This window comes from Anabaena sp. PCC 7938 (assembly GCF_049315035.1).
Lineage (GTDB): Bacteria > Cyanobacteriota > Cyanobacteriia > Cyanobacteriales > Nostocaceae > Anabaena > Anabaena cylindrica.
The window spans coordinates 3432545-3452031 of record NZ_CP186034.1 but is presented as its reverse complement, the minus strand read 5'-3'; the positions used below and the strand labels follow the sequence as shown (position 1 = coordinate 3452031).

The 19487-nt window shown below is 39.8% G+C and carries 13 protein-coding genes; 5 read left to right on the top strand and 8 right to left on the bottom strand.

Features of this window, described 5'->3' with window-relative positions; translation table 11 throughout:
- Positions 1-19: 19 nt before the first annotated feature.
- Positions 20-3043 (bottom strand): PAS domain S-box protein, encoded by a 3024-nt coding sequence (locus tag ACOWPH_RS15920; RefSeq protein WP_015216353.1) that lies wholly within the window; start codon positions 3041-3043, stop codon positions 20-22.
- A gap of 383 nt (positions 3044-3426) precedes the next feature.
- Positions 3427-4698: a CCA tRNA nucleotidyltransferase gene (locus ACOWPH_RS15915; RefSeq protein ID WP_042465282.1), complete on the bottom strand. Its 1272-nt coding sequence runs from the start codon at positions 4696-4698 to the stop codon at positions 3427-3429.
- A 156-nt stretch (positions 4699-4854) separates the two neighbouring features.
- On the opposite strand from ACOWPH_RS15915, the gene ACOWPH_RS15910 reads away from it, so the two are divergent.
- On the top strand, positions 4855-5103 hold the full coding sequence (locus ACOWPH_RS15910; RefSeq protein ID WP_015216351.1) for a Ycf34 family protein: 249 nt from the start codon (positions 4855-4857) through the stop codon (positions 5101-5103).
- Between the two features lie 194 nt (positions 5104-5297).
- On the top strand, positions 5298-5954 hold the full coding sequence (gene tsaB / locus ACOWPH_RS15905) for a tRNA (adenosine(37)-N6)-threonylcarbamoyltransferase complex dimerization subunit type 1 TsaB (protein WP_015216350.1): 657 nt from the start codon (positions 5298-5300) through the stop codon (positions 5952-5954).
- 183 nt (positions 5955-6137) lie between these two features.
- On the opposite strand, the gene ACOWPH_RS15900 is transcribed toward tsaB, so the two are convergent.
- A complete protein-coding gene (locus ACOWPH_RS15900; RefSeq protein WP_042465279.1) occupies positions 6138-7643 on the bottom strand; it encodes a P-loop NTPase fold protein in 1506 nt (501 codons plus the stop codon).
- A gap of 285 nt (positions 7644-7928) precedes the next feature.
- Between ACOWPH_RS15900 and ACOWPH_RS15895 the strand changes: the two genes are divergently transcribed.
- Complete coding sequence (locus tag ACOWPH_RS15895; RefSeq protein WP_015216349.1) at positions 7929-8816, top strand: IS982 family transposase; 888 nt, start codon at positions 7929-7931, stop codon at positions 8814-8816.
- Positions 8817-8961: 145 nt separating this feature from the next.
- Here the strand turns inward: ACOWPH_RS15895 and ACOWPH_RS15890 are convergent, their stop codons facing one another.
- From ACOWPH_RS15890 to psaA, 4 genes are all read right to left on the bottom strand, one after another.
- Positions 8962-9303: a P-loop NTPase fold protein gene (locus tag ACOWPH_RS15890; protein WP_042465278.1), complete on the bottom strand. Its 342-nt coding sequence runs from the start codon at positions 9301-9303 to the stop codon at positions 8962-8964.
- Between the two features lie 126 nt (positions 9304-9429).
- The gene (locus tag ACOWPH_RS15885; protein WP_015216348.1) at positions 9430-9897 is read right to left on the bottom strand and encodes an REP-associated tyrosine transposase; all 468 of its coding nucleotides are present in this window, start codon (positions 9895-9897) and stop codon (positions 9430-9432) included.
- Positions 9898-10120: 223 nt separating this feature from the next.
- Positions 10121-12352, bottom strand: a complete 2232-nt coding sequence (psaB, locus tag ACOWPH_RS15880; protein WP_015216347.1) for a photosystem I core protein PsaB — start codon at positions 12350-12352, stop codon at positions 10121-10123.
- A 129-nt stretch (positions 12353-12481) separates the two neighbouring features.
- Positions 12482-14740: a photosystem I core protein PsaA gene (gene psaA, locus ACOWPH_RS15875; RefSeq protein WP_015216346.1), complete on the bottom strand. Its 2259-nt coding sequence runs from the start codon at positions 14738-14740 to the stop codon at positions 12482-12484.
- A 506-nt stretch (positions 14741-15246) separates the two neighbouring features.
- Here psaA and ACOWPH_RS15870 point away from each other — a divergent pair.
- A complete protein-coding gene (locus tag ACOWPH_RS15870) occupies positions 15247-16614 on the top strand; it encodes a hypothetical protein (protein WP_342342677.1) in 1368 nt (455 codons plus the stop codon).
- Between the two features lie 124 nt (positions 16615-16738).
- Here the strand turns inward: ACOWPH_RS15870 and ACOWPH_RS15865 are convergent, their stop codons facing one another.
- Complete coding sequence (locus ACOWPH_RS15865) at positions 16739-17644, bottom strand: glutaminase (protein WP_015216344.1); 906 nt, start codon at positions 17642-17644, stop codon at positions 16739-16741.
- A 35-nt stretch (positions 17645-17679) separates the two neighbouring features.
- Between ACOWPH_RS15865 and ACOWPH_RS15860 the strand changes: the two genes are divergently transcribed.
- The gene (locus ACOWPH_RS15860) at positions 17680-19200 is read left to right on the top strand and encodes a thioredoxin-like domain-containing protein (protein WP_015216343.1); all 1521 of its coding nucleotides are present in this window, start codon (positions 17680-17682) and stop codon (positions 19198-19200) included.
- Positions 19201-19487 lie beyond the last annotated feature (287 nt).

Below are 19487 nucleotides of genomic sequence, written 5' to 3'. Positions count from 1 at the left end.
TTTGCCATCTTGTACTAGACTAAACATTTATTGTCACCAGTTGGGCAACAGCTGTTGCTAAAGCATCTGGTTCTACTGGTTTTGATATGTGCATTTGAAAACCTGCGGCAATTGCCTGTTGTTGGTCAAATTCTCCAGCATATGCTGTTAGCGCGATCGCTTTCGGTGACATAGATTCGCTGACTGAGGGAATTTGTCCATCCGTATCTGACGACCAATTCCTAATTTTTTTTAACAATTCATAGCCATCCATTTTCGGCATCCCAATATCACTAACCAACACATCTGGTTGAGACTGAATAAAAGCTTCCAGCGCCTCAAATCCTGATGCGACTGTGATAACTTCAGCCCCATACAGTTCCAACACAAAGGTGATAAAATCCCGTGAGTCAGCATCATCATCCACGACTAAAATTTTAATCCCACTTAAATCACAAGATACGTTTTGTGGTTTTTTCTCTGTGAGCATCTCTGACTGAGAAGATATTAAGGGGATTCTGACAATAAAGGTTGCTCCCTGTCCTTCACCTGGACTATTAGCCTCAATAGTTCCACCGTGTAACTCTACTAACTGCCGAACAATTGCTAATCCCAACCCTAGTCCACCAAATTTTCTGGTGATTGAACTATCTTCTTGACGGAAATGCTCAAATATATATGGTAAAAAATCTGGACTAATACCTTTACCTATATCACTGACTGTGATTTGAGCCATTGAAGCAAATTGCTCTAACCGGACTTGCACTTGTCCACCTTGGGGTGTGAACTTAACAGCATTAGATAAAAGATTCCAGACAATTTGTTGTAAGCGTGCCGGATCACCTGCGACTTTCCCTATACTTAGTTCTAGGTGGGTTTGAATAGTAATTTCTTTAGCAGCAGCCGCTAAACTCACAGTATCTAAGGCAGCGGAAATTAAAGTTGCCAGATTAACCGTAGAAACATTCAACGTAATTTTACCTTGGAGAATGCGGGAGACATCCAGCAAATCTTCAATCAGGTCAACCTGCAATTTGGCATTACGCTCAATACTGTTTAGGGCTTCATTCGTCTTAGCTTTGTCAAGTTTGCCAGTTTTCAAAAGCCTAGCCCAACCCAAGATCGGATTGAGTGGGGTACGCAGTTCATGGGAGAGAACTGCAAGAAATTCATCTTTAATGCGATTTGCTTTTTCAGATGCTTCACAAGCGGCTTGTTGTTGTTGTAAGGCATTCCGCAAAACTTCTTCTGCCTGCTTTTGGTCATCGATATCAGTACATGAGCCAAACCACTTGATAATCTGTCCCTTGTCATTACGTAGAGGAAACGCTCGACAAAGATGCCAACGATATTGCCCATCACTAGCACGACAAAAGCGGTACTCAATTTGATAATATTTACCTGTGCGAACAGATTCACACCAACTATCCATACACATTTGGAAATCATCAGGGTGCAGTACAGGTTTCCAGCCCCAACCTTGAGTTTGTTCTAAAGTCATGCCCGTATACTCACACCAACGCTGGTTATAGTACTCTAACCAGCCATCTGGTCTAGCAGTCCAAAACATCTGCGGCATGGTATCTGCCAAAGTGCGAAAATTTAACTCGCTTTCTTGTAAAGCTTCCCTGGCTTGGATGTGGTCTGTAATATCGGTATTAGTACCATACCATTTAACAATCTGTCCCTGTTGATTTCGCAAAGGGCGTGCCTGTCCTAAAATCCAATGGTACTCCCCAGTTGCAGAGAGCATTCGAGTCTCTACTTCATATTCGCTACCGGTTTGCACTGCTTGAGTCCATACTTCTTTTACTTTTGGTAAGTCTTCGGGGTGAATAATTTGCTCCCAACCCTCAGTTTTCAGTTGTTCCACCGTTTTGCCTGTGAAATCGCACCACCGCTGGTTAAAATAATCTAGCTGACCATTAGGCATGGCTGTCCATACTTGTTGAGGTATAGTTTCTGTCATTAACCGCAATTGATATTCACTTTGTTGCAATGCCAGATGCGATCGCTGACGCTCAATTGCTACACCCGCTAAGTGAGATGCTCTCTCAATCAACTGCTGTTCTGATTCGTCAGGAGACCTAACTGTGGGGTAATATAGCGCAAAGGTTCCTAATACCTCACCTTGACTATCAAAAATGGGCGTTGACCAACAAGCTTTCAAGTCATTAGCTAGTGCCAAATCGCGGTATTTTTCCCATTTTATATCGTTGGCAATGTCTGATACAATTACTGTTTTTTTAGTATAAGCAGATGTGCCACAACTGCCTACGTCTATACCTATGGGAACACCATCTATTATTGCTTGGGTATATTTTTCTGGCAGGCTAGAACACCCAATAGGATACAACTTTGTTCCCGAATCATCTAATAGCATAATGGAGCAAAAAACTTGACTTAACTGTGCTTCTAAAGAATCAGTTAAGATTTTTAGCACCTCGGAAAAGGAAGTACCAGTAGCAATCAGTTCCAAAATATAATTCTGCATGGATAAGAATGCTTTATTGCGATTGTTAGAGGTATTTTTCGCAACTGACTGCTTTAGCTTTTGCTGATTATTTAGACATTGTTCTCCGGTTATTAATAGTTTGTTATTGGTTGTAATATGATTATTACTTCTAGAACTCTGGAGTTTAATTTCTGTTATATCTTTAAATGTAGTAACAACTGCATAGGGAGAAGTTGTGTTAGCTTGAAATAAAGGTTGGGAGTTGAGTAATAACCAAACTAAATTACCAGTTGGCTGATAAAGTCCCATAACAATGTTTTTGCATGGTTTACCTGTTTGTAAACTAACTAAACATGGATAGGTTGCGGCTGTAAAAAGTGAGCCATCTTCATGAACAGTTTGCAAAGGAGATTTAAAGGGTGTCTTTCCCAGGATTTGCTCAGTTGTATATCCAAGTATTCTCTCAGCAGCAGCATTACACGCCTGTATAGTGGTATCGGCAAGCTGGAAAATCATCCCCTCTTCATTAGAATTAATTTCCTGCTCTTGTTGGGGTAATGCTGATAATTCAGCAGTAATTTTATTCTGGCGATGATTTTTTTTTGACATGGGGATTTTTTAAGGTTTTAAACTATTTTTTCGGAAAAATAATGATTTATGTCAATGATTATTTTTCATATAAATTCCCATCGCTATAGTAATACAAAAGAAAACCGAAGTCAGCAGTAATGTCCTTTCGCTACCTGGAGTTTAACCAAATTTTCTACTTTATTTACCTGCAATATCCTGTATTTATTCCGAATTTAAAGGAAAATTAGAATTTAAAGATCCGTTAAGCGGGTAGATAAACTAACAATATTTTTCCCCTATTATAATGAACCAGGTAATAAACTTTTGGCTTACGGCTATATCACTATCATAGTTAATAGAAATTTCTTTTTTCTTTTGATTGCACAATATTCCTTATGGGAAGGCAATTAAGCATTCCCACACTAAGCATTAACAAACTGCTTTGCAAACTCTATTGCTCCTTCTACGGTGGAAACTTTACCTTCAGCCTGGGCTACAGCAATTTCACTCAATATTTTTCCTATAAGTGGTGAAGCTGGAATATTGAGTGCTATAATCACTTCTTTGCCACTCACTAACGGTGAGGGGTGAGCTACCAAATCATCAGGGTTCAGGTAATGGTTGATTAAGGGTGCATAGACCTCTAGTGGATTATCGCCGGATATCGCCTCTACTAAAATATCATCTGCTAAAGCTAAGGCGGTTGTACTACTAAATGCAACTCCCACGTCCTGAAACAAAAAATACTGTTCTCGTAGGGACAGATTAATTACTTTGAACTTTGGGAACAGTCTCAGGGCGGTTATTATAGCTCTAATTTCTGCACGGCTATAGGTTAATTCCTGTAGTTCTGTTTCGGCTATTTCAGGATTTGGGTGGACAAGACAGGCTAGTTTAGCAATACCTAACCAAGTAGTTTTGACTGTATCGCGCACACAGTTTTGTAGTTCTTCTCCTAATTGTTGCCAATTTTGGGAAATTAAAGCTGCTGCTTTGTCAATTGCGGCTAATTTTGATAAGCTTTCACGGGTGGCATTTTTGAAGAATGCAACTAGTAAACCATCCTCCCAGGCACTGGTTAGCCAAGGTGTACCTTGAGAATTTGCTAACAAATAACCTATTTCGACCCGGATTCGTTCGGCTGCAACTTTACTGATATCTGCTGCTAAGGTGCGAATTGTCTTTTGGGTTGTTGCTTCTATTATAAACCCAAGTTGGGCAGCTTGACGATATGCCCGCATTAACCGCAAAGGATCGTCTTGGAGATTTTTGGGTGATATCATGCGTAAGATACCCGCTGCTATGTCTGCACAGCCGTGGAGGGGGTCAATTATTTGTCGGGTATGGGGATGATAGGCGATCGCATTAATTGTAAAATCTCTTCTATGCAAATCCGTGATTAAACTATCACCTTCCTGTTGGGCAAAATCGGCTGTAGCATGGGGAAACACCACACGGGCAATTTTTCTTTCTGCATCTAAGAGAACAAAACCAGCTTGATAATAACGAGCAATATCACTGGCAACTTTCACCGCATCATCTGGGATAATAAAATCTAAATCTAAATATTCTCGACTTCTGCCTAAAATCGCATCTCTCACAGCACCACCAACCATGTAAGCATCTTGTGGCAAAAATTCCAGGCTAAAAGGCCAATTTTCGGCAGCTAGAAGAGAAACGGCTAAATCATCCATTATATTCATTCCGTGAAATCCTTAAATCTGTTAAATCAAAGATCCTTCATTCCATAAAATCCATTAAATCAGTGATAAAAATCAACCCCGCAACTAATGCTTAACATTTCCGCGTAGGTTACATTAACTATAAAGCTTCCTGGAGTTGGTTCTATTATGTGTATTTGCGTGAATTGCCACTATGTAGACCGCTGTTTAACCTACAATGCCGTAGAAGCACAGCACCAACAGCCTCACTTGACCGAAACCCCAGATTTTGATCCCAGTGAACCTTCCATCAATGTCAATATTCGCACAAAAGACGAAATCATTGAAATGGAATGGGATGTTGTCGGTTGTCTCAGTTTTAAAAAAGAAATGGGTAAATGGGCTAAATTGCGTCCCGGTGAATTAGTACCAACGTGAATTTTAGATTTTGGATTTGGGCAGCTTGCAACTTTGTAGAGGCGTTTCATGTAGCGGAAACTTCCCTGATGGTAACGTCTCCATAACATATTTGAAGTTTCTTTTTGTATTTTATGTATTTTAAAGTGGTAAAATTGTAAACTGTTAATTTGGGCAAAATTAACCTTTTCATATTCTCAAAATCTATATTTACTTTGATAACTCAATTAGCACATCTCCCGACCACAAAATACGCTTTAGCACTGCATACAACTACGCCCGAATTAGGTTTGGTAATTAGTAACTTTGCTGACGATACCCGCGCCAATGTTTGGAATTTAGGACGTGACGTATCCAGCTTAATACATCAATATTTAATAGACCTGATTAAACCCCAAACCTGGACAGATTTGGCTTTTATTGCCGTTGCTAAAGGCCCTGGTGGTTTTACAGGCAGTCGTATTGGAGTTGTTACTGCGCGCACTTTAGGACAACAGTTAGAAATTCCCGTATTTGCAGTTTCCACTTTAGCCGCTGTAGCTTGGACAGAGTTGAAGAAAAATCAACAATCACAAGATGTGATTGCGGTGGAAATGCCAGCACAACGGGGGCAAGTTTTCGGGGCTATTTATCAACCTGCTGCTGATTTGGGAATTACTGCTTTATTAGCAGATACAGTCTTCACACCTGAAGCATGGCAGGAAACCTTAGCAAATTGGCATACTGAATATCAAATCATTAAAGCTACATCTGGATTAGCTGCAACTGTTACAAGTATTTTAGAATTAGCTTATTTAGATTGGCAACAAGGTAAACATCCTGATTGGTCAGAGGCTTTACCCTATTATGGGCAGCATCCTGTAGATGTATAGCAATTCTATTTCAGAACACCCTAGAAGTGAGCTAGAAGTGCGATCGCTCTTTGGATGAGTATAATAACCACTTAGTAAGCCACTTAATATCTAATGTGCAAATCCAAATTTCACAAAACTCTTGTGGGGTGGGCATCCTGCCCGCCCTAATTATACAAGTTGAATAAAAAGTCTTTTCAACAATTAATTTTGAGGATGATTATTAGTAGGATTATCTATATCTATGTCGTAAATAAACTTGGCTCTAATTTTATTTATCTTGCTACATTCAGCTAATATGCGAATAGCTTGTTCTAAGTTTTTAGATGCAGGCTGATAACCAGAATGGAGAAACCATCGAACCATATCAAGTAATTCAGGATGGCCTTGTTCAAGCCATTGACAATATTCATCAACAGTACGACTCTTTAAAAATTCAATATCTTGTTGTAGTCTAGGTGATCTTGAAGAGTAATCAGCATTAATTACATTTTTCAAGACGGTAGTAATATCTAATGTTTGCTGATATTCCTTAATCTTATCCTTGAAGGCTTCTTCCAAATCAGGATATTTACTCAGTTTATTTGTAAAGCCACTTAAATTATCATAATAATTCTGTTCAAAAATTTTCTTTAATATTGTTTCTAATAGAGGTTTTTCGTATTCAGAAATATCAAGTCCCAAGATTGATGTAAATCCCTCAACTTGTTCAAATTGGAGAATGCTCAATTGAAGATAGTTCTCTTTTAGGAAAGTAACGATTCCATTAATAATATCTTGCTCATTATCTGCGAATGACTCATAGTATTTGGATCTGTAAAGTTTATTTGAAAGCTCATTGAATTTTTCTAAAATATGATTTATTTTTTCTTTTTGGTTGAGAATATCACCTTTTTCAATAAATTTCAACTCAGCAGATTTAGATAACGATGTCTCAACCAACTGGATTATAAGTTCATCTACTTCTTCTAAATCAATGTAACCAAAATATCTATTTACTAATTGTTGTCTTTGTATAGCTTTAATTTTATCTTGTGCCAGTTGAGATTTTGCGATCTCATTAGCCCTTTGATCTGTTCCCATATATTCCAATGGATCTATTGACAAAGTAGATTTAATATCTTTAATATTAGGAAATTTATCACGAAATTCAGTATCAAGCTTCGATAAATTTATGACAATACTATTTCTAATAATTTGATGACGTAAACTAACCTCCCAATTTTTCATAAAGGGAATAAGTTCATCAATAAGCCATTGAGTTTTGCGTATAACTCGAATATTATTTGTACCAGCATTTATTAATACTGATTTAATTACCTCTATATCAGGATAGTCTTTAAATATGAAGTCTAAGTTTTCTTCTACTGTTGGATTAAGTGTAAATTCTCTATCAATTACTTTTTCTCGATAATCATTTAAGGCTTTTTTATCTATTTCTGCTAAATTATCTTCATTATAAATTAGAACAATTTTGCATTTACGCTCTTGCACTAGATACTCAGCAAACCCAAGTATCTCTTCTAGAGGTAGTTTAGATTTTCTTTCAAGGTCATCAATACATATAATTGAATTTTCTCTAATGTTTAAATTAAAAAGTATCTCAAGTGCTAAATCACCAGCGATAGAAATTAACGATCCTGCTATTGGAATAGAAAAATTTTCTGACAATGATAAGTCTAGTTTTGGAGTTTTCTCTAATCTTGGCACAATACGCTTGAACCATTCAAAAGTATTAGTTATAACCTGAGTTCGATGTAAAAAAATCAGCTAAAAATGAGTATTCAAAAGGGTTAGAGGCTTTTCTGGAGAGATCCCATATTCTCAATAAACCTTAATTATTGAGAATTAATAGGAAACCAGCCTAGATTTAAGTAAATTTTCATAACAAAATCTAAATTTATATTACGAATACTATTTGAATACAAACTCAAAGTACCTCAAATTAGGGACAATAGAATAGGTTTAATTAAAGAACATTAATGATTATAACTCATGGAATTAGAAACTATTTTCTGTGAAATTGATGATTTTTGTACCTATTTTGAGCCAATATTTCAAGCTCAACTTATCCCATCCCAAATAAAAAAAAGAATTAGACCCAGCCGATTATGTCTAAGTGAAATTATGGCAATAATTGTGTATTTTTATCGCTCTAGTTACCGCAATTTTAAAGATTATTACCTGAAGCATATCTTCAAATATTGCCAAGGTGAATTTCCCAATTTAGTGAGTTATCAAAGATTTGTTGAATTAATGCCAAATGCTTTAATTCCGTTGATGTATTATCTGAATACACGAAAAGGACTCAATACAGGTATAAGTTTTATTGATAGTACCTCTATTCCCATTTGTCATTCTAAAAGAGCCAAGACAAATAAGGTCTTTAAAGATTTAGCTGGCTGGGGGAAAAGTTCTATTTGTTGGTATTTTGGGTTTAAACTTCATTTGATTATTAATGATCAAGGAGAGTTACTTGCGTTTCAAATTACTCCTGGAAATACAGATGACCGAAAACCTGTTCCCACTTTGACTAAGAACTTATTTGGGAAAATATTTGGAGACAAAGGATATATTTCTCAAAAACTCTGGATTGAACTTTGGTCTAATGGACTCAAACTAATCACTCCTTTTAAGAAAAATATGCGGAATAAGCTATTGTCCCTTGAGGAGAAATTAATGCTCCGAAAACGCTCTTTAATTGAAACTGTTAATGACCAACTCAAGAATATTTCACAACTTGCTCATTCTCGACATCGAAGTGTTACTAATTTCATGGTTAATGTTGTTGCTGCTTTAATTGCTTATACTTGGCAACCCAAAAAACCTTCTTTAAGATTTGATGAAAATGAAATTGAAAACTTACCAGTTTTATTAGCTTAATTACCAATTAAATATCAATATTACCTAATAGTAAATACATTTCAAAAAATTAATTTTTTGAGAACTTTTTGGCGTAACCTTTAATTCTCAATAGCCAATATTTATTGACAGAACCATTGCTGTTACCCACTTTTAGACTTTTTATTTACATCGAACTCAGGTTAGTTATATATTTATTGGCAGAATTAATAACTAATTCAGTTTTTCTTTGAGAAGATTGATTATCAGACTTTAGATTATTTTTGTAATTAGCTATTAACCTTGCTTTTAATTGTTCAATTGAAGAAATACCAAAAACAGAAGCATACAAATAATATCCTTCTTTATGTTCATCTAAAAAGGTTTGTACTAAATGGGTTTTTCCAATACCCCATTTTCCCTTGACAGCTAAAACTCTATAATTTTCATTATTTAAGAATCTATCGAGAATACTTTTAGCTTCTTCTCGATTAACTCCAGCATTTGCTTTATTTGTGCTTTCAGTCATAACCGTCTCTCACTTCCAATTATTACAGTATAAATTGTGCTAATACTTAAATTAGCTTAATCTTGTTATTTATTACAAAGGGCGGGCAGGATGCCCACCCCACAAGAGAGGATGTAATAATTGGGATTATGAGGTTTGCCAGAAATAAGGGTAATCTTCTGGAGTTGTTGACAGTCCTGCTTCTACAGGATTTTGCCTGATATATTGCCAATATGCTTGAAACTCATCTTCATTTCTAACAATTCTGTCATATCGCTCATCTTGCCAAACAGTACCTATATGTTTCATCACCTTGGTAATTTGTTTAGCACTATAACCTTTGATACTATTCATAATACTGCTGAGTGACCAATACTCATTTTCAGACTTTAGTAATGGCTGCATGAGGATATGGACATGATCTGTCATCACCACCAAAACAAAAATCTCATATCTTTGGTTATTAAAAAATAGACAAGAATTAAAAACTATTTCCCTTGCTTCTGGACTAAGTTCCAACTTTTCCCAAGTATTAAAAGTAATAAAATAACTTGCCCCATCTAACTCCCAATGAGGTAATGTCCTTTGGTAAATTTTTAACCTTGCTTCTTCCATACCAGAAAAACAATTTTTTATTTTTCTTTGTTTCTTGTGGGGTAGGCATCCTGCCTGCCCTTAATTTATATTTCCCATCTTCTAAACAGAAAATTATATCCTTTACTATCTTTTCTTACAATTTATACATCTCTTGTGGGGTGGGCATCCTGCCCGCCCATAAAAAAATCCCCCACCTTACGGCAGGGGATTTTAATTACTTACCTAAAACTAGTAGTCAGGATCAACCGAACTTACCAGCAGTAGAGGCAATGAGGAAAGCTGCGTAAGTGACGATGTAGCCAACAGTGAAGTGAGCTAAACCAACCACACGAGCTTGAACAATGGAGAGAGCAACGGGTTTGTCTTTCCAGCGAACCAAGTTAGCTAGAGGAGTACGCTCGTGCGCCCAAACCAAGGTTTCGATCAACTCTTGCCAATATCCTCTCCAAGAGATGAGGAACATGAAACCAGTTGCCCAAACTAAGTGTCCAAAGAGGAACATCCAAGCCCAAACAGACAAGTTGTTCATGCCGTAGGCGTTGTAACCGTTAATCAACTGAGCAGAGTTAGCCCAGAGGTAGTCACGGAACCAGCCCATTAGGTAGGTAGAGTTTTCGTTGAACTGAGCAACGTTACCTTGCCAAATACCTAGATGCTTCCAATGCCAGTAGAAGGTTACCCAACCAATGGTGTTCAACATCCAGAACATTGCTAGGTAGAAAGAGTCCCATGCGGAGATGTCGCAAGTACCGCCACGGCCTGGACCGTCGCAGGGGAACGCATAGCCGAAGTCCTTTTTATCGGGCATCAGCTTAGAACCACGTGCATCCAAAGCACCTTTAACAAGTACTAGGGTGGTGGTGTGGATAGCCAAAGCGAATGCATGGTGAACCAAGAAGTCGCCAGGGCCAATTGTTAAGAAGAGGGAGTTAGTACCAGAGTTAATGGCATCTAACCAGCCAGATAACCAAACGTTACCGTAGTTGGGATAGGCTGTGTAGGCAATGCTATCAGGGTTAGACAGCAATGTGTCTAAACCGTAGAGTACTTTACCGTGAGCAGCTTGAATGAACTGAGCAAATACTGGCTCAATCAAGATTTGCTTTTCAGGAGTACCGAAAGCAACTACTACGTCGTTGTGAACGTACAAGCCCAAGGTGTGGAAGCCCAAGAAGAGAGATACCCAGCTGAGGTGGGAAATGATCGCTTCTTTGTGCTGCAAAATCCGGTCTAATACGTTGCCCTTGTTTTGTTCGGGATCGTAATCACGTACCCAGAAGATGGCGGCGTGGGCGAATGCACCAACCATCAAGAAACCAGCGATGTACTGGTGGTGGGTGTACAGTGCTGCCTGTGTTGTGTAGTCCTTAGCGATGAACGCGTAAGGAGGCAGGGCGTACATATGCTGTGCCACCAAGGAGGTAATAGTTCCCAGTGCAGCCAATGCCAAAGACAGTTGGAAGTGCAGGGAGTTATTGATGGTGTCGTACAGACCTTGGTGAGGCAGGTTGAACTGACCTTCACTCTTGCTACCGGGAACTAAACCGGATTTGGAGTTCAGCATTTCTTTGATGCTGTGACCAATTCCGAAGTTAGTGCGGTACATATGACCGGCGATGATGAAGATAACAGCGATCGCTAAGTGGTGATGAGCCATGTCGGTCAACCACAAAGATTCTGTTTGGGGGTGGAAACCGCCCAAGAAGGTGAGAATCGCTGTACCAGCACCAGTGGAAGTACCAAACAGATGACCCGCAGTGTCAGGGTTCTGAGCGTAAACGCCCCAGTTACCTGTGAAGAAGGGGGTCAACCCTGCTGGATGAGGTGCGGCGGTTAAGAAGTTATCCCAGCCAACGTGAATACCACGAGATTCAGGAATAGCAACGTGAACCAAGTGACCTGTCCAAGCCAAGGAGCTAACACCGAACAAACCAGCCAAGTGGTGATTTAGACGGGGTTCAGCACTCTTGAACCAAGAAAGACTAGGACGGAACTTGGGTTGTAAATGTAACCAACCAGCGAATAGGAACACTGCTGCCAACAGAAGCAGACCTAATGAACCGGTGTACAGTTCAGTATTTGTCCGCATCCCGATGGTGTACCACCAGTGGTAGACACCGGAATAAGCAATGTTTACAGGGTTGCTTGCTCCACCTTGGGTGAAAGCTTCAACCGCAGGCTGACCGAAGTGAGGGTCCCAAATCGCATGGGCGATAGGACGGACGTGAAGGGGATCTTTAATCCACTGTTCAAAGTTACCTTGCCAGGCTACGTGAAACAGGAGGCTGGATGCCCACAGGAAGATGATTGCCAAGTGACCGAAATGCGTAGCGAAAATCTTTTGGTAAAGATTTTCTTCCGTCATGCCATCGTGGCTTTCAAAATCGTTGCCTGTAGCGATCGCATACCAAATCCGACGGGTAGTCGGGTCCTGTGCGAGATCCTGGCTAAATTTTGGAAATTTTGTTGCCATAGGTTTTGATATGTCCTCTGACCTTTAGCCATCAGGTATCAGTGTTTAGAGTTCTGAGTTTTGAGTCCTGAGTCCTGAGTTTTCACTGATTTCTCAGCACTCAGCACTCAGCACTCTACAAACTGATTGCTACCCTACTGAAAGGATGTGTGCGTGGAAGAATGCCCAGGTGGTGGCAATTCCTCCTAATAGATAGTGAGCTACACCTACAGCACGACCTTGAGTGATGCTCAAAGCACGAGGCTGAATTGTTGGTGCTACTTTCAGTTTATTGTGCGCCCATACAATGGACTCAATTAGTTCTTGCCAGTAGCCACGACCACTAAACAGGAACATTAAGCTGAATGCCCAAACAAAGTGAGCGCCTAGGAACATGAGTCCATAAGCAGACAATTCACTTCCGTAGGAGTTGATTACCTGTGTAGCTTGCGCCCACAGGAAGTCACGCAACCAACCATTGATGGTGATAGCGCTTTCGGCAAAGTTACCGCCAGTGATGTGGGATACCACACCATCTGAATCGACAGTTCCCCATACGTCAGATTGCATTTTCCAACTGAAGTGGAAAATTACGATTGACAAGGAGTTATACATCCAGAATAGTCCTAGGAACACATGGTCCCAACCAGAAACTTGACAAGTACCGCCACGACCTGGCCCGTCGCAAGGGAAGCGGAAACCTAAGTTTGCCTTGTCTGGAATCAAACGAGAACTGCGGGCGTAAAGTACACCTTTTAGCAGAATGAGGACGGTAACGTGAATGGTGAAGGCGTGAATGTGGTGAATCAAGAAGTCGGCTGTACCCAATGCAATGGGCATCATCGCTACTTTTCCGCCTACAGCCAAAATACCGCCGCCAAATGCGTAGCTAACTGGTTCTATAGCATTGGGTGCTGTACCACCTGGAGCCAGTGTGTGCAGGTTTTGTACCCACTGAGCAAACACAGGTTGTAACTGAATTGCTGCGTCAGAGAACATATCTTGGGGACGACCCAAGGCACGCATTGTGTCGTTGTGAATGTATAAACCAAAGCTGTGGAAGCCTAGGAAAATACAAACCCAGTTTAGGTGAGAGATGATAGCATCACGATGACGAATCACCCGATCCAGAACGTTGTTTTGGTTAACAACTGGATCATAATCTCGCACCATGAAGATGGCTGCGTGAGCAGCACCACCAACAATCAAGAAACCACCGATCCAAATATGGTGAGTGAAAATGCACAACTGTGTAGCGTAATCAGTTGCCAAATATGGATAGGGAGGCATCGCGTACATATGATGCGCGATGATGATTGTCAAGGAACCTAAGAAGGCCAGGTTAGTAGCCAACTGAGCGTGCCAAGAGGTGGTCATGTTTTCATAAAGACCTTTGTGACCTTCACCAGTGAAGGGGCCTTTATGGTTTTCTAGGATGTCTTTGATGCTGTGACCGATACCCCAGTTGGTACGGTACATATGACCAGCGATGATGAACAGTACAGCGATCGCTAGGTGGTGATGAGAAATATCACTCATCCACAAGCCGCCTGTAACGGGGTTCAAACCACCTTTAAAGGTCAGAATGTCAGCATAGGTTCCCCAGTTCAAAGTGAAGAAAGGTGTTAAACCGCTGGCAAAGCTGGGATACAACTCTATCAACAGATCCTTGTTCAAAATGAACTCGTGGGGCAAGGGGATGTCCTTAATGGCAACGCCTGCATCTAATAGCTTGTTGATTGGCGCGGACACATGGATTAAGTGACCTGCCCATCCCAACGAACCACAACCTAACAATACTGATAAGTGGTGATTTAGCATTGACTCCGCATTCTGGAACCATTCCAGTTTGGGAGCGCGTTTGTGGTAATGGAACCAACCAGCAAATAGGAATAAGCCTGCTAGTACCAAGCCACCAATCGCGGTGCAGTAGAGTTGGAAGGAATTGGTGATACCCCAGCCACGCCATACTTGAAACAAGCCAGAGGTGATTTGAATGCCGTGGAAGCCACCGCCCATATCACCGTTTAAAATGTCTTGTCCCACAATGGGCCAAACTGTTTGAGCGCTGGGCTTAACGCCTAATGGATCTGTTAACCAAGCTTCGTAGTTGGAGAACTTAGCGCCATGGAATAACATTCCGCTTAACCAGATTGTCACTACAGCCAGGTGGCCGAAGTGCGCGGCGAAGATTTTGCGGGAAATGTCTTCTAGGTCGCTTGTATGTGTATCGAAGTCATGGGCGAGGGCATGGAGGTTCCAAATCCAGGTTGTGGTTTTTGGACCTTTAGCTAAAGATCTATCGAAGTGACCAGGTAGCGCCCATTTCTCGAAGGAAGTGGGTACAGGATCTTTATCTACGATAACTCTTGCCTTTTTCTCCTCTCGCTGTGGAGGACTAATCGTCATTCGACCTCCTCTGTCAATAAGGAATGAGGAATCATGAATACCACAGAGTGAATTTTACTCATCGTTTCCAGGGTTTTTCTGGAGCCGTGTGGAATAGTTGTTTCTGTTGAATTATAGAGTCTGTACTGGCACATTGTTAGAGACATTTTAACAATAATTCAAACTTGCCAATTTTATTGTCATATCTGCCTTTTATATTCAAACTTTTTGTAAAAAAGTCAATAGTTTTTCTATTTAATTTACAAACTATAACAATTCTTAAAATTTATGGGTAATCGTGAATAAAGGCATAAAACTTACTGTTCTGACTCCATATTTTCGTTGTTTCTCTAATTTAATTGGAAAATTCTGTCACAAATATTACTATTGCTGCATATTTTATGATAATGGTTCAAAAATATTGAGCATCTTGCCACAAACTTAAATCTTTTGGTCTATATTTCACTAGGCGCAATTTGCGTCACAATGATTTGTCAGTTGTTGAAGACGATCCTAGGGTGGAATGCATGACCTCTGAGCAAAAGAAGGCTTTAGAGAAACTCTTCTCTAAGAGTTTCCCTATCTTCAAATGGATAATGACATTGCTGCTAGTCTTGACCTTAAGCAGCTGTGTCGAAAAAGCTGGAAGCCAAGAAGTATCACTTGAGCAACAAGACAGATCATCACAGATATCTAAAGTTTCTCGGCAATTTTCAGAAACAGCCCCTCCTGATATCATCCAAGAACTACGTTCTAGCTTGGAAGTTTATCAGCCACAGGTAACAATCCTGACTCCTCAACCGAATGAAGTTCTCAAAGATAATACAGTTACTGTGCGGTTGCAAGTGAAGGATCTACCGATATTTAAAGATCCAAAATGGCAACTAGGCCCTCATCTGCACGTAATTCTCGATAACCAACCTTATATAGCGGTTTACGATCTCAGTCAGCCTTTGATTTTGCCAGACTTGTCCGCAGGTACTCATACCTTACGTGTATTTGCATCTCGTCCTTGGCATGAAAGCTTTAAAAATGAGGGCGCTTATGCCCAAACCACATTTCACCTTTTTACTAAAACCGACGATAACAATCCTGACCCTAATCTACCCCTTCTCACCTACAGTCGTCCTAATGGTAGTTATGGTGCAGAACCAATTATGTTGGATTTTTACCTAACTAACGCGCCTTTGCATATTGTTTCTGAGGAGAATCTTGAAGACTCAATGAGCGATTGGCGTATTCGCTGCACAATTAATGATGAAAGCTTTATTCTCGATCGCTGGCAATCAGTGTACCTCAAAGGCTTCAAACCTGGTAAGAACTGGGTACAACTGGAATTTCTCGACAATCAGGGCAATCCTGTAAAAAATGTCTTTAGTAGCACAGTTAGGCTATTTAATTACCAATCTAATGGGAAAGATACGCTTTCGAGAATGATAAGAGGGGAAATTACTGCTGATGAAGTGCGCGGTATTGTAGACCCGAATTATATAGTTAAGATTCCCGTTACTGAACCTACTCCTACCGTAACGCCCAAAGTCGAAGAAACACCAGCACCTCAACCCAAGGTAGAAAAAACACCTGTTCCAGAAATTGAAGTTCCCGAAGTTCCTCAACCACAGGTAGAAAAAACACCGATTCCAGAAATTGAAGTTCCTGAAGTTCCTCAACCACAGGTAGAAAAAACACCGATTCCAGAAATTGAAGTTCCTGAAGTTCCTCAACCACAGGTAGAAAAAACACCGATTCCAGAAATTGAAGTTCCTGAAGTTCCTCAACCACAGGTAGAAAAAACACCGATTCCAGAAATTGAAGTTCCTGAAGTTCCCCAACCACAGGTAGAAAAAACACCGATTCCAGAAATTGAAGTTCCTGAAGTTCCCAACCACGGGTAGAAAAAACACCTGTTCCCAAAATTGAAGTTCTACCACCACAGCCGAAAGTGACACCCACTCCGGCGGAATAACCATAAAAAGAAAAATCAACTTCCGAAAAAACGGAATTAAGCCGATTAAGCGGTTATTTTAAGCTTAAATTTTGGGATAAAGCTTCGATGAATGCCAGCCCTGCAACAGGATTGCCTATACGATCTAGAGCAGGACTGTAACAAGCGATCGCTCCTTGATTTGGTGCGATCGCTAATAACCCTCCGCCAATACCTGATTTCATCGGTAAACCAATTTTGACGGCATACTCAGCAGAAGCTTCATATAATCCGCAGGTTAGCATCACAGCGTTAACGATGCGGCGGTTTTCAGAATTTATCCAACTGTTTTCACAAGCTAATAATTTTCCTAATAAAGCTAAATCCTGCACTCGTCCAGAAATACAGCATATTTGTTCATAGGTGTCAAGGGCAGTTTCAATATTTTCAATATATCCATTTTGATTCAGATGATGTGCGATCGCTATATTTGCAGGTGAACGAGTAACACGAACTGAAGCCAACATTTCCAAATCTACATATAGTTGACAACCTGCTACTTCATTAAGCCATTCACAAAATAAATATGCGCGATTATTTGCATCCTCACCAGGCAGTTTATCAGATAAGGTAATAGCACCACTATTAATCATCGGGTTGCGGGGATGTCCATTATCAGCAACTAATTGTTCAAAAGAATTAAAAGGAGCTGCTGAAGGTTTAATTCCAACCCATTGAAATACCTTGTTAGCTTCAAAAAGTTTTAGCAAATATAATAGAGAGAATACCTTAATTACACTCATCAAAGGAAATACACAAGCTGTATCCCCTAAACTATAATTTTCTCCTGACTGACAGCAGATGTGAACCGCAAAGCAATTAGGGTCAGCTACAGCTAAAAGAGGGATACGATCAATCACACTTCCCTGTTTTGCTTGGGTTTTGGCTTCCTGTACCCAAAGAGATAAATTACTTGTATTGATTTTTTCGAGTTTTATCAAAACCGTCGATCTAAAATATACAATCTCAACGTACTATGATTCCTCGTGTAAGATCACCAGAACTACCGCAAAATTACCCTTGGTTAAATACAGTTAAACCCTTATCTCTAAAATCACTCAAAGGTAGAATCGTCATTTTAGACTTTTGGACATACTGTTGTGTTAACTGTCTGCACATATTACCAGACTTGAAATATTTAGAGCGCAAATATCAAGATAGCCTAACTATTATTGGCGTTCACTCTGGAAAATTCGACAACGAAAAGGAAATTGAAAGCATCCGTCAAGCTATTCTGCGTTATGAAATTGAACACCCAGTTTTAGTTGATAATAATTTTCTTGTTTGGGAAAATTATACTGTCAGAGCTTGGCCTACTTTAATTATTATTGACCCGCAAGGATACGTTATTGGGCAATTTGCTGGAGAAGGGCATCTTCAAGCCATTGAAAACGTAATTATTCAACTTCAGCAGAAAAATCAGGCTCACATCAATTTTCAACAATTTCAATTCACTTTAGAAAAACAACATCAACCATTAATTACACCCCTAGCGTTTCCGGGTAAAGTCTTAGCTACATCATCAGGTTTGTTTATTGCTGATTCTGGACATCATCGTATCGTCATGACCCGCTTTGATGGTAAAATTCTGTATGTGATTGGTACAGGAAAATCTGGACTAACTGATGGTGCTTTTAATCAAGTACAGTTTTCTGCACCCCAGGGGATGACATTTGATGATGAAAGTCAAATTCTTTACATTGCTGACACAGAAAATTATGCCTTACGACAAATTGACTTACAGCGGCAAGTGGTAGAGACTATTGCAGGAACTGGCCAGCAAAACCATATTATTAGTCCTCACGGAGGTGTTGCACTCGAAACAGCCCTAAATTCCCCTTGGGATTTACAAAAAGTAGGCAATAAATTGTTGATTGCAATGGCAGGATCACATCAAATTTGGGAAATGGATTTAGAACGAGGTACGATTGAAACCTTTGCTGGTACAGGTGCAGAAGGTTGTTTCGATAGCACATTGACAGAATGTGCCTTTGCTCAACCTAGCGGCATTACCACCAATGGTCAGGAATTATTTATTGCTGACAGTGAAGTTAGTTCAATTCGAGGAGTAGAACTCGACGAACAGGGTAAAGTGCGAACTATTTGCGGCAGTGGTATGTTATTTGGCTTTGGTGATATGGATGGAGAAAAGCTAGATGTCAGGTTGCAGCACTGTTTAGGTGTGGAATATTTCCAAAATTATCTGTGGGTAGCAGATACTTACAACCACAAAATTAAATTGGTGCATCCCACCACAGGGAATTGTCAAACTGTTTTAGGAGATGGTTTACCTGGGTTTCAAGACGGACAAGGTAAGAATACCCGATTTTCAGAACCTTCAGGACTAAGTGGCATAGATTCATATCTATATATCAGTGATACCAATAATCATGCCATCCGTCGTGTCAATTTAAAAACGCTAACCGTGCAAACATTAGATTTTCCTGGTTTGTGTGCGCCTAGCCTATGTCTGTCTTCTCATATATCTGCATTTTGAAAGGTTTATTTGCAATGTCAAATGCACAAATACTGATTAAATAAACCGCATAAAGCCTTCGGCATAGCTTCGCTTACCGCGAAGCGTTCCGTAAGGAAAGATGTATAAAATCCAAGTACTTCCCGCAGGGGGGAAGGCAAATAAAAAAGAAGATAAGTAATCTTACGGTAGAAAGGGAGTATGTAAAGCGGGCTATGATGACAACTATATGGTTTTTAAGAGGATGTTTTAAAACTATTTGGTGATGTGTCAAAAATATTAGATCACCCTAGCCTTTTAAAAAGAGG

What these genes read in the sequence shown, in the direction of transcription:
- ACOWPH_RS15920 (WP_015216353.1), bottom strand. Translation starts at nt 3,043, where the DNA reads ATGTCAAAAAAAAATCATCGCCAGAATAAAATTACTGCTGAATTATCA.
- ACOWPH_RS15915 (WP_042465282.1), bottom strand. Translation starts at nt 4,698, where the DNA reads ATGGATGATTTAGCCGTTTCTCTTCTAGCTGCCGAAAATTGGCCTTTT.
- ACOWPH_RS15910 (WP_015216351.1), top strand. Translation starts at nt 4,855, where the DNA reads ATGTGTATTTGCGTGAATTGCCACTATGTAGACCGCTGTTTAACCTAC.
- ACOWPH_RS15895 (WP_015216349.1), top strand. Translation starts at nt 7,929, where the DNA reads ATGGAATTAGAAACTATTTTCTGTGAAATTGATGATTTTTGTACCTAT.
- ACOWPH_RS15890 (WP_042465278.1), bottom strand. Translation starts at nt 9,303, where the DNA reads ATGACTGAAAGCACAAATAAAGCAAATGCTGGAGTTAATCGAGAAGAA.
- ACOWPH_RS15885 (WP_015216348.1), bottom strand. Translation starts at nt 9,897, where the DNA reads ATGGAAGAAGCAAGGTTAAAAATTTACCAAAGGACATTACCTCATTGG.
- psaB (WP_015216347.1), bottom strand. Translation starts at nt 12,352, where the DNA reads ATGGCAACAAAATTTCCAAAATTTAGCCAGGATCTCGCACAGGACCCG.
- psaA (WP_015216346.1), bottom strand. Translation starts at nt 14,740, where the DNA reads ATGACGATTAGTCCTCCACAGCGAGAGGAGAAAAAGGCAAGAGTTATC.
- ACOWPH_RS15870 (WP_342342677.1), top strand. Translation starts at nt 15,247, where the DNA reads ATGACCTCTGAGCAAAAGAAGGCTTTAGAGAAACTCTTCTCTAAGAGT.
- ACOWPH_RS15860 (WP_015216343.1), top strand. Translation starts at nt 17,680, where the DNA reads ATGATTCCTCGTGTAAGATCACCAGAACTACCGCAAAATTACCCTTGG.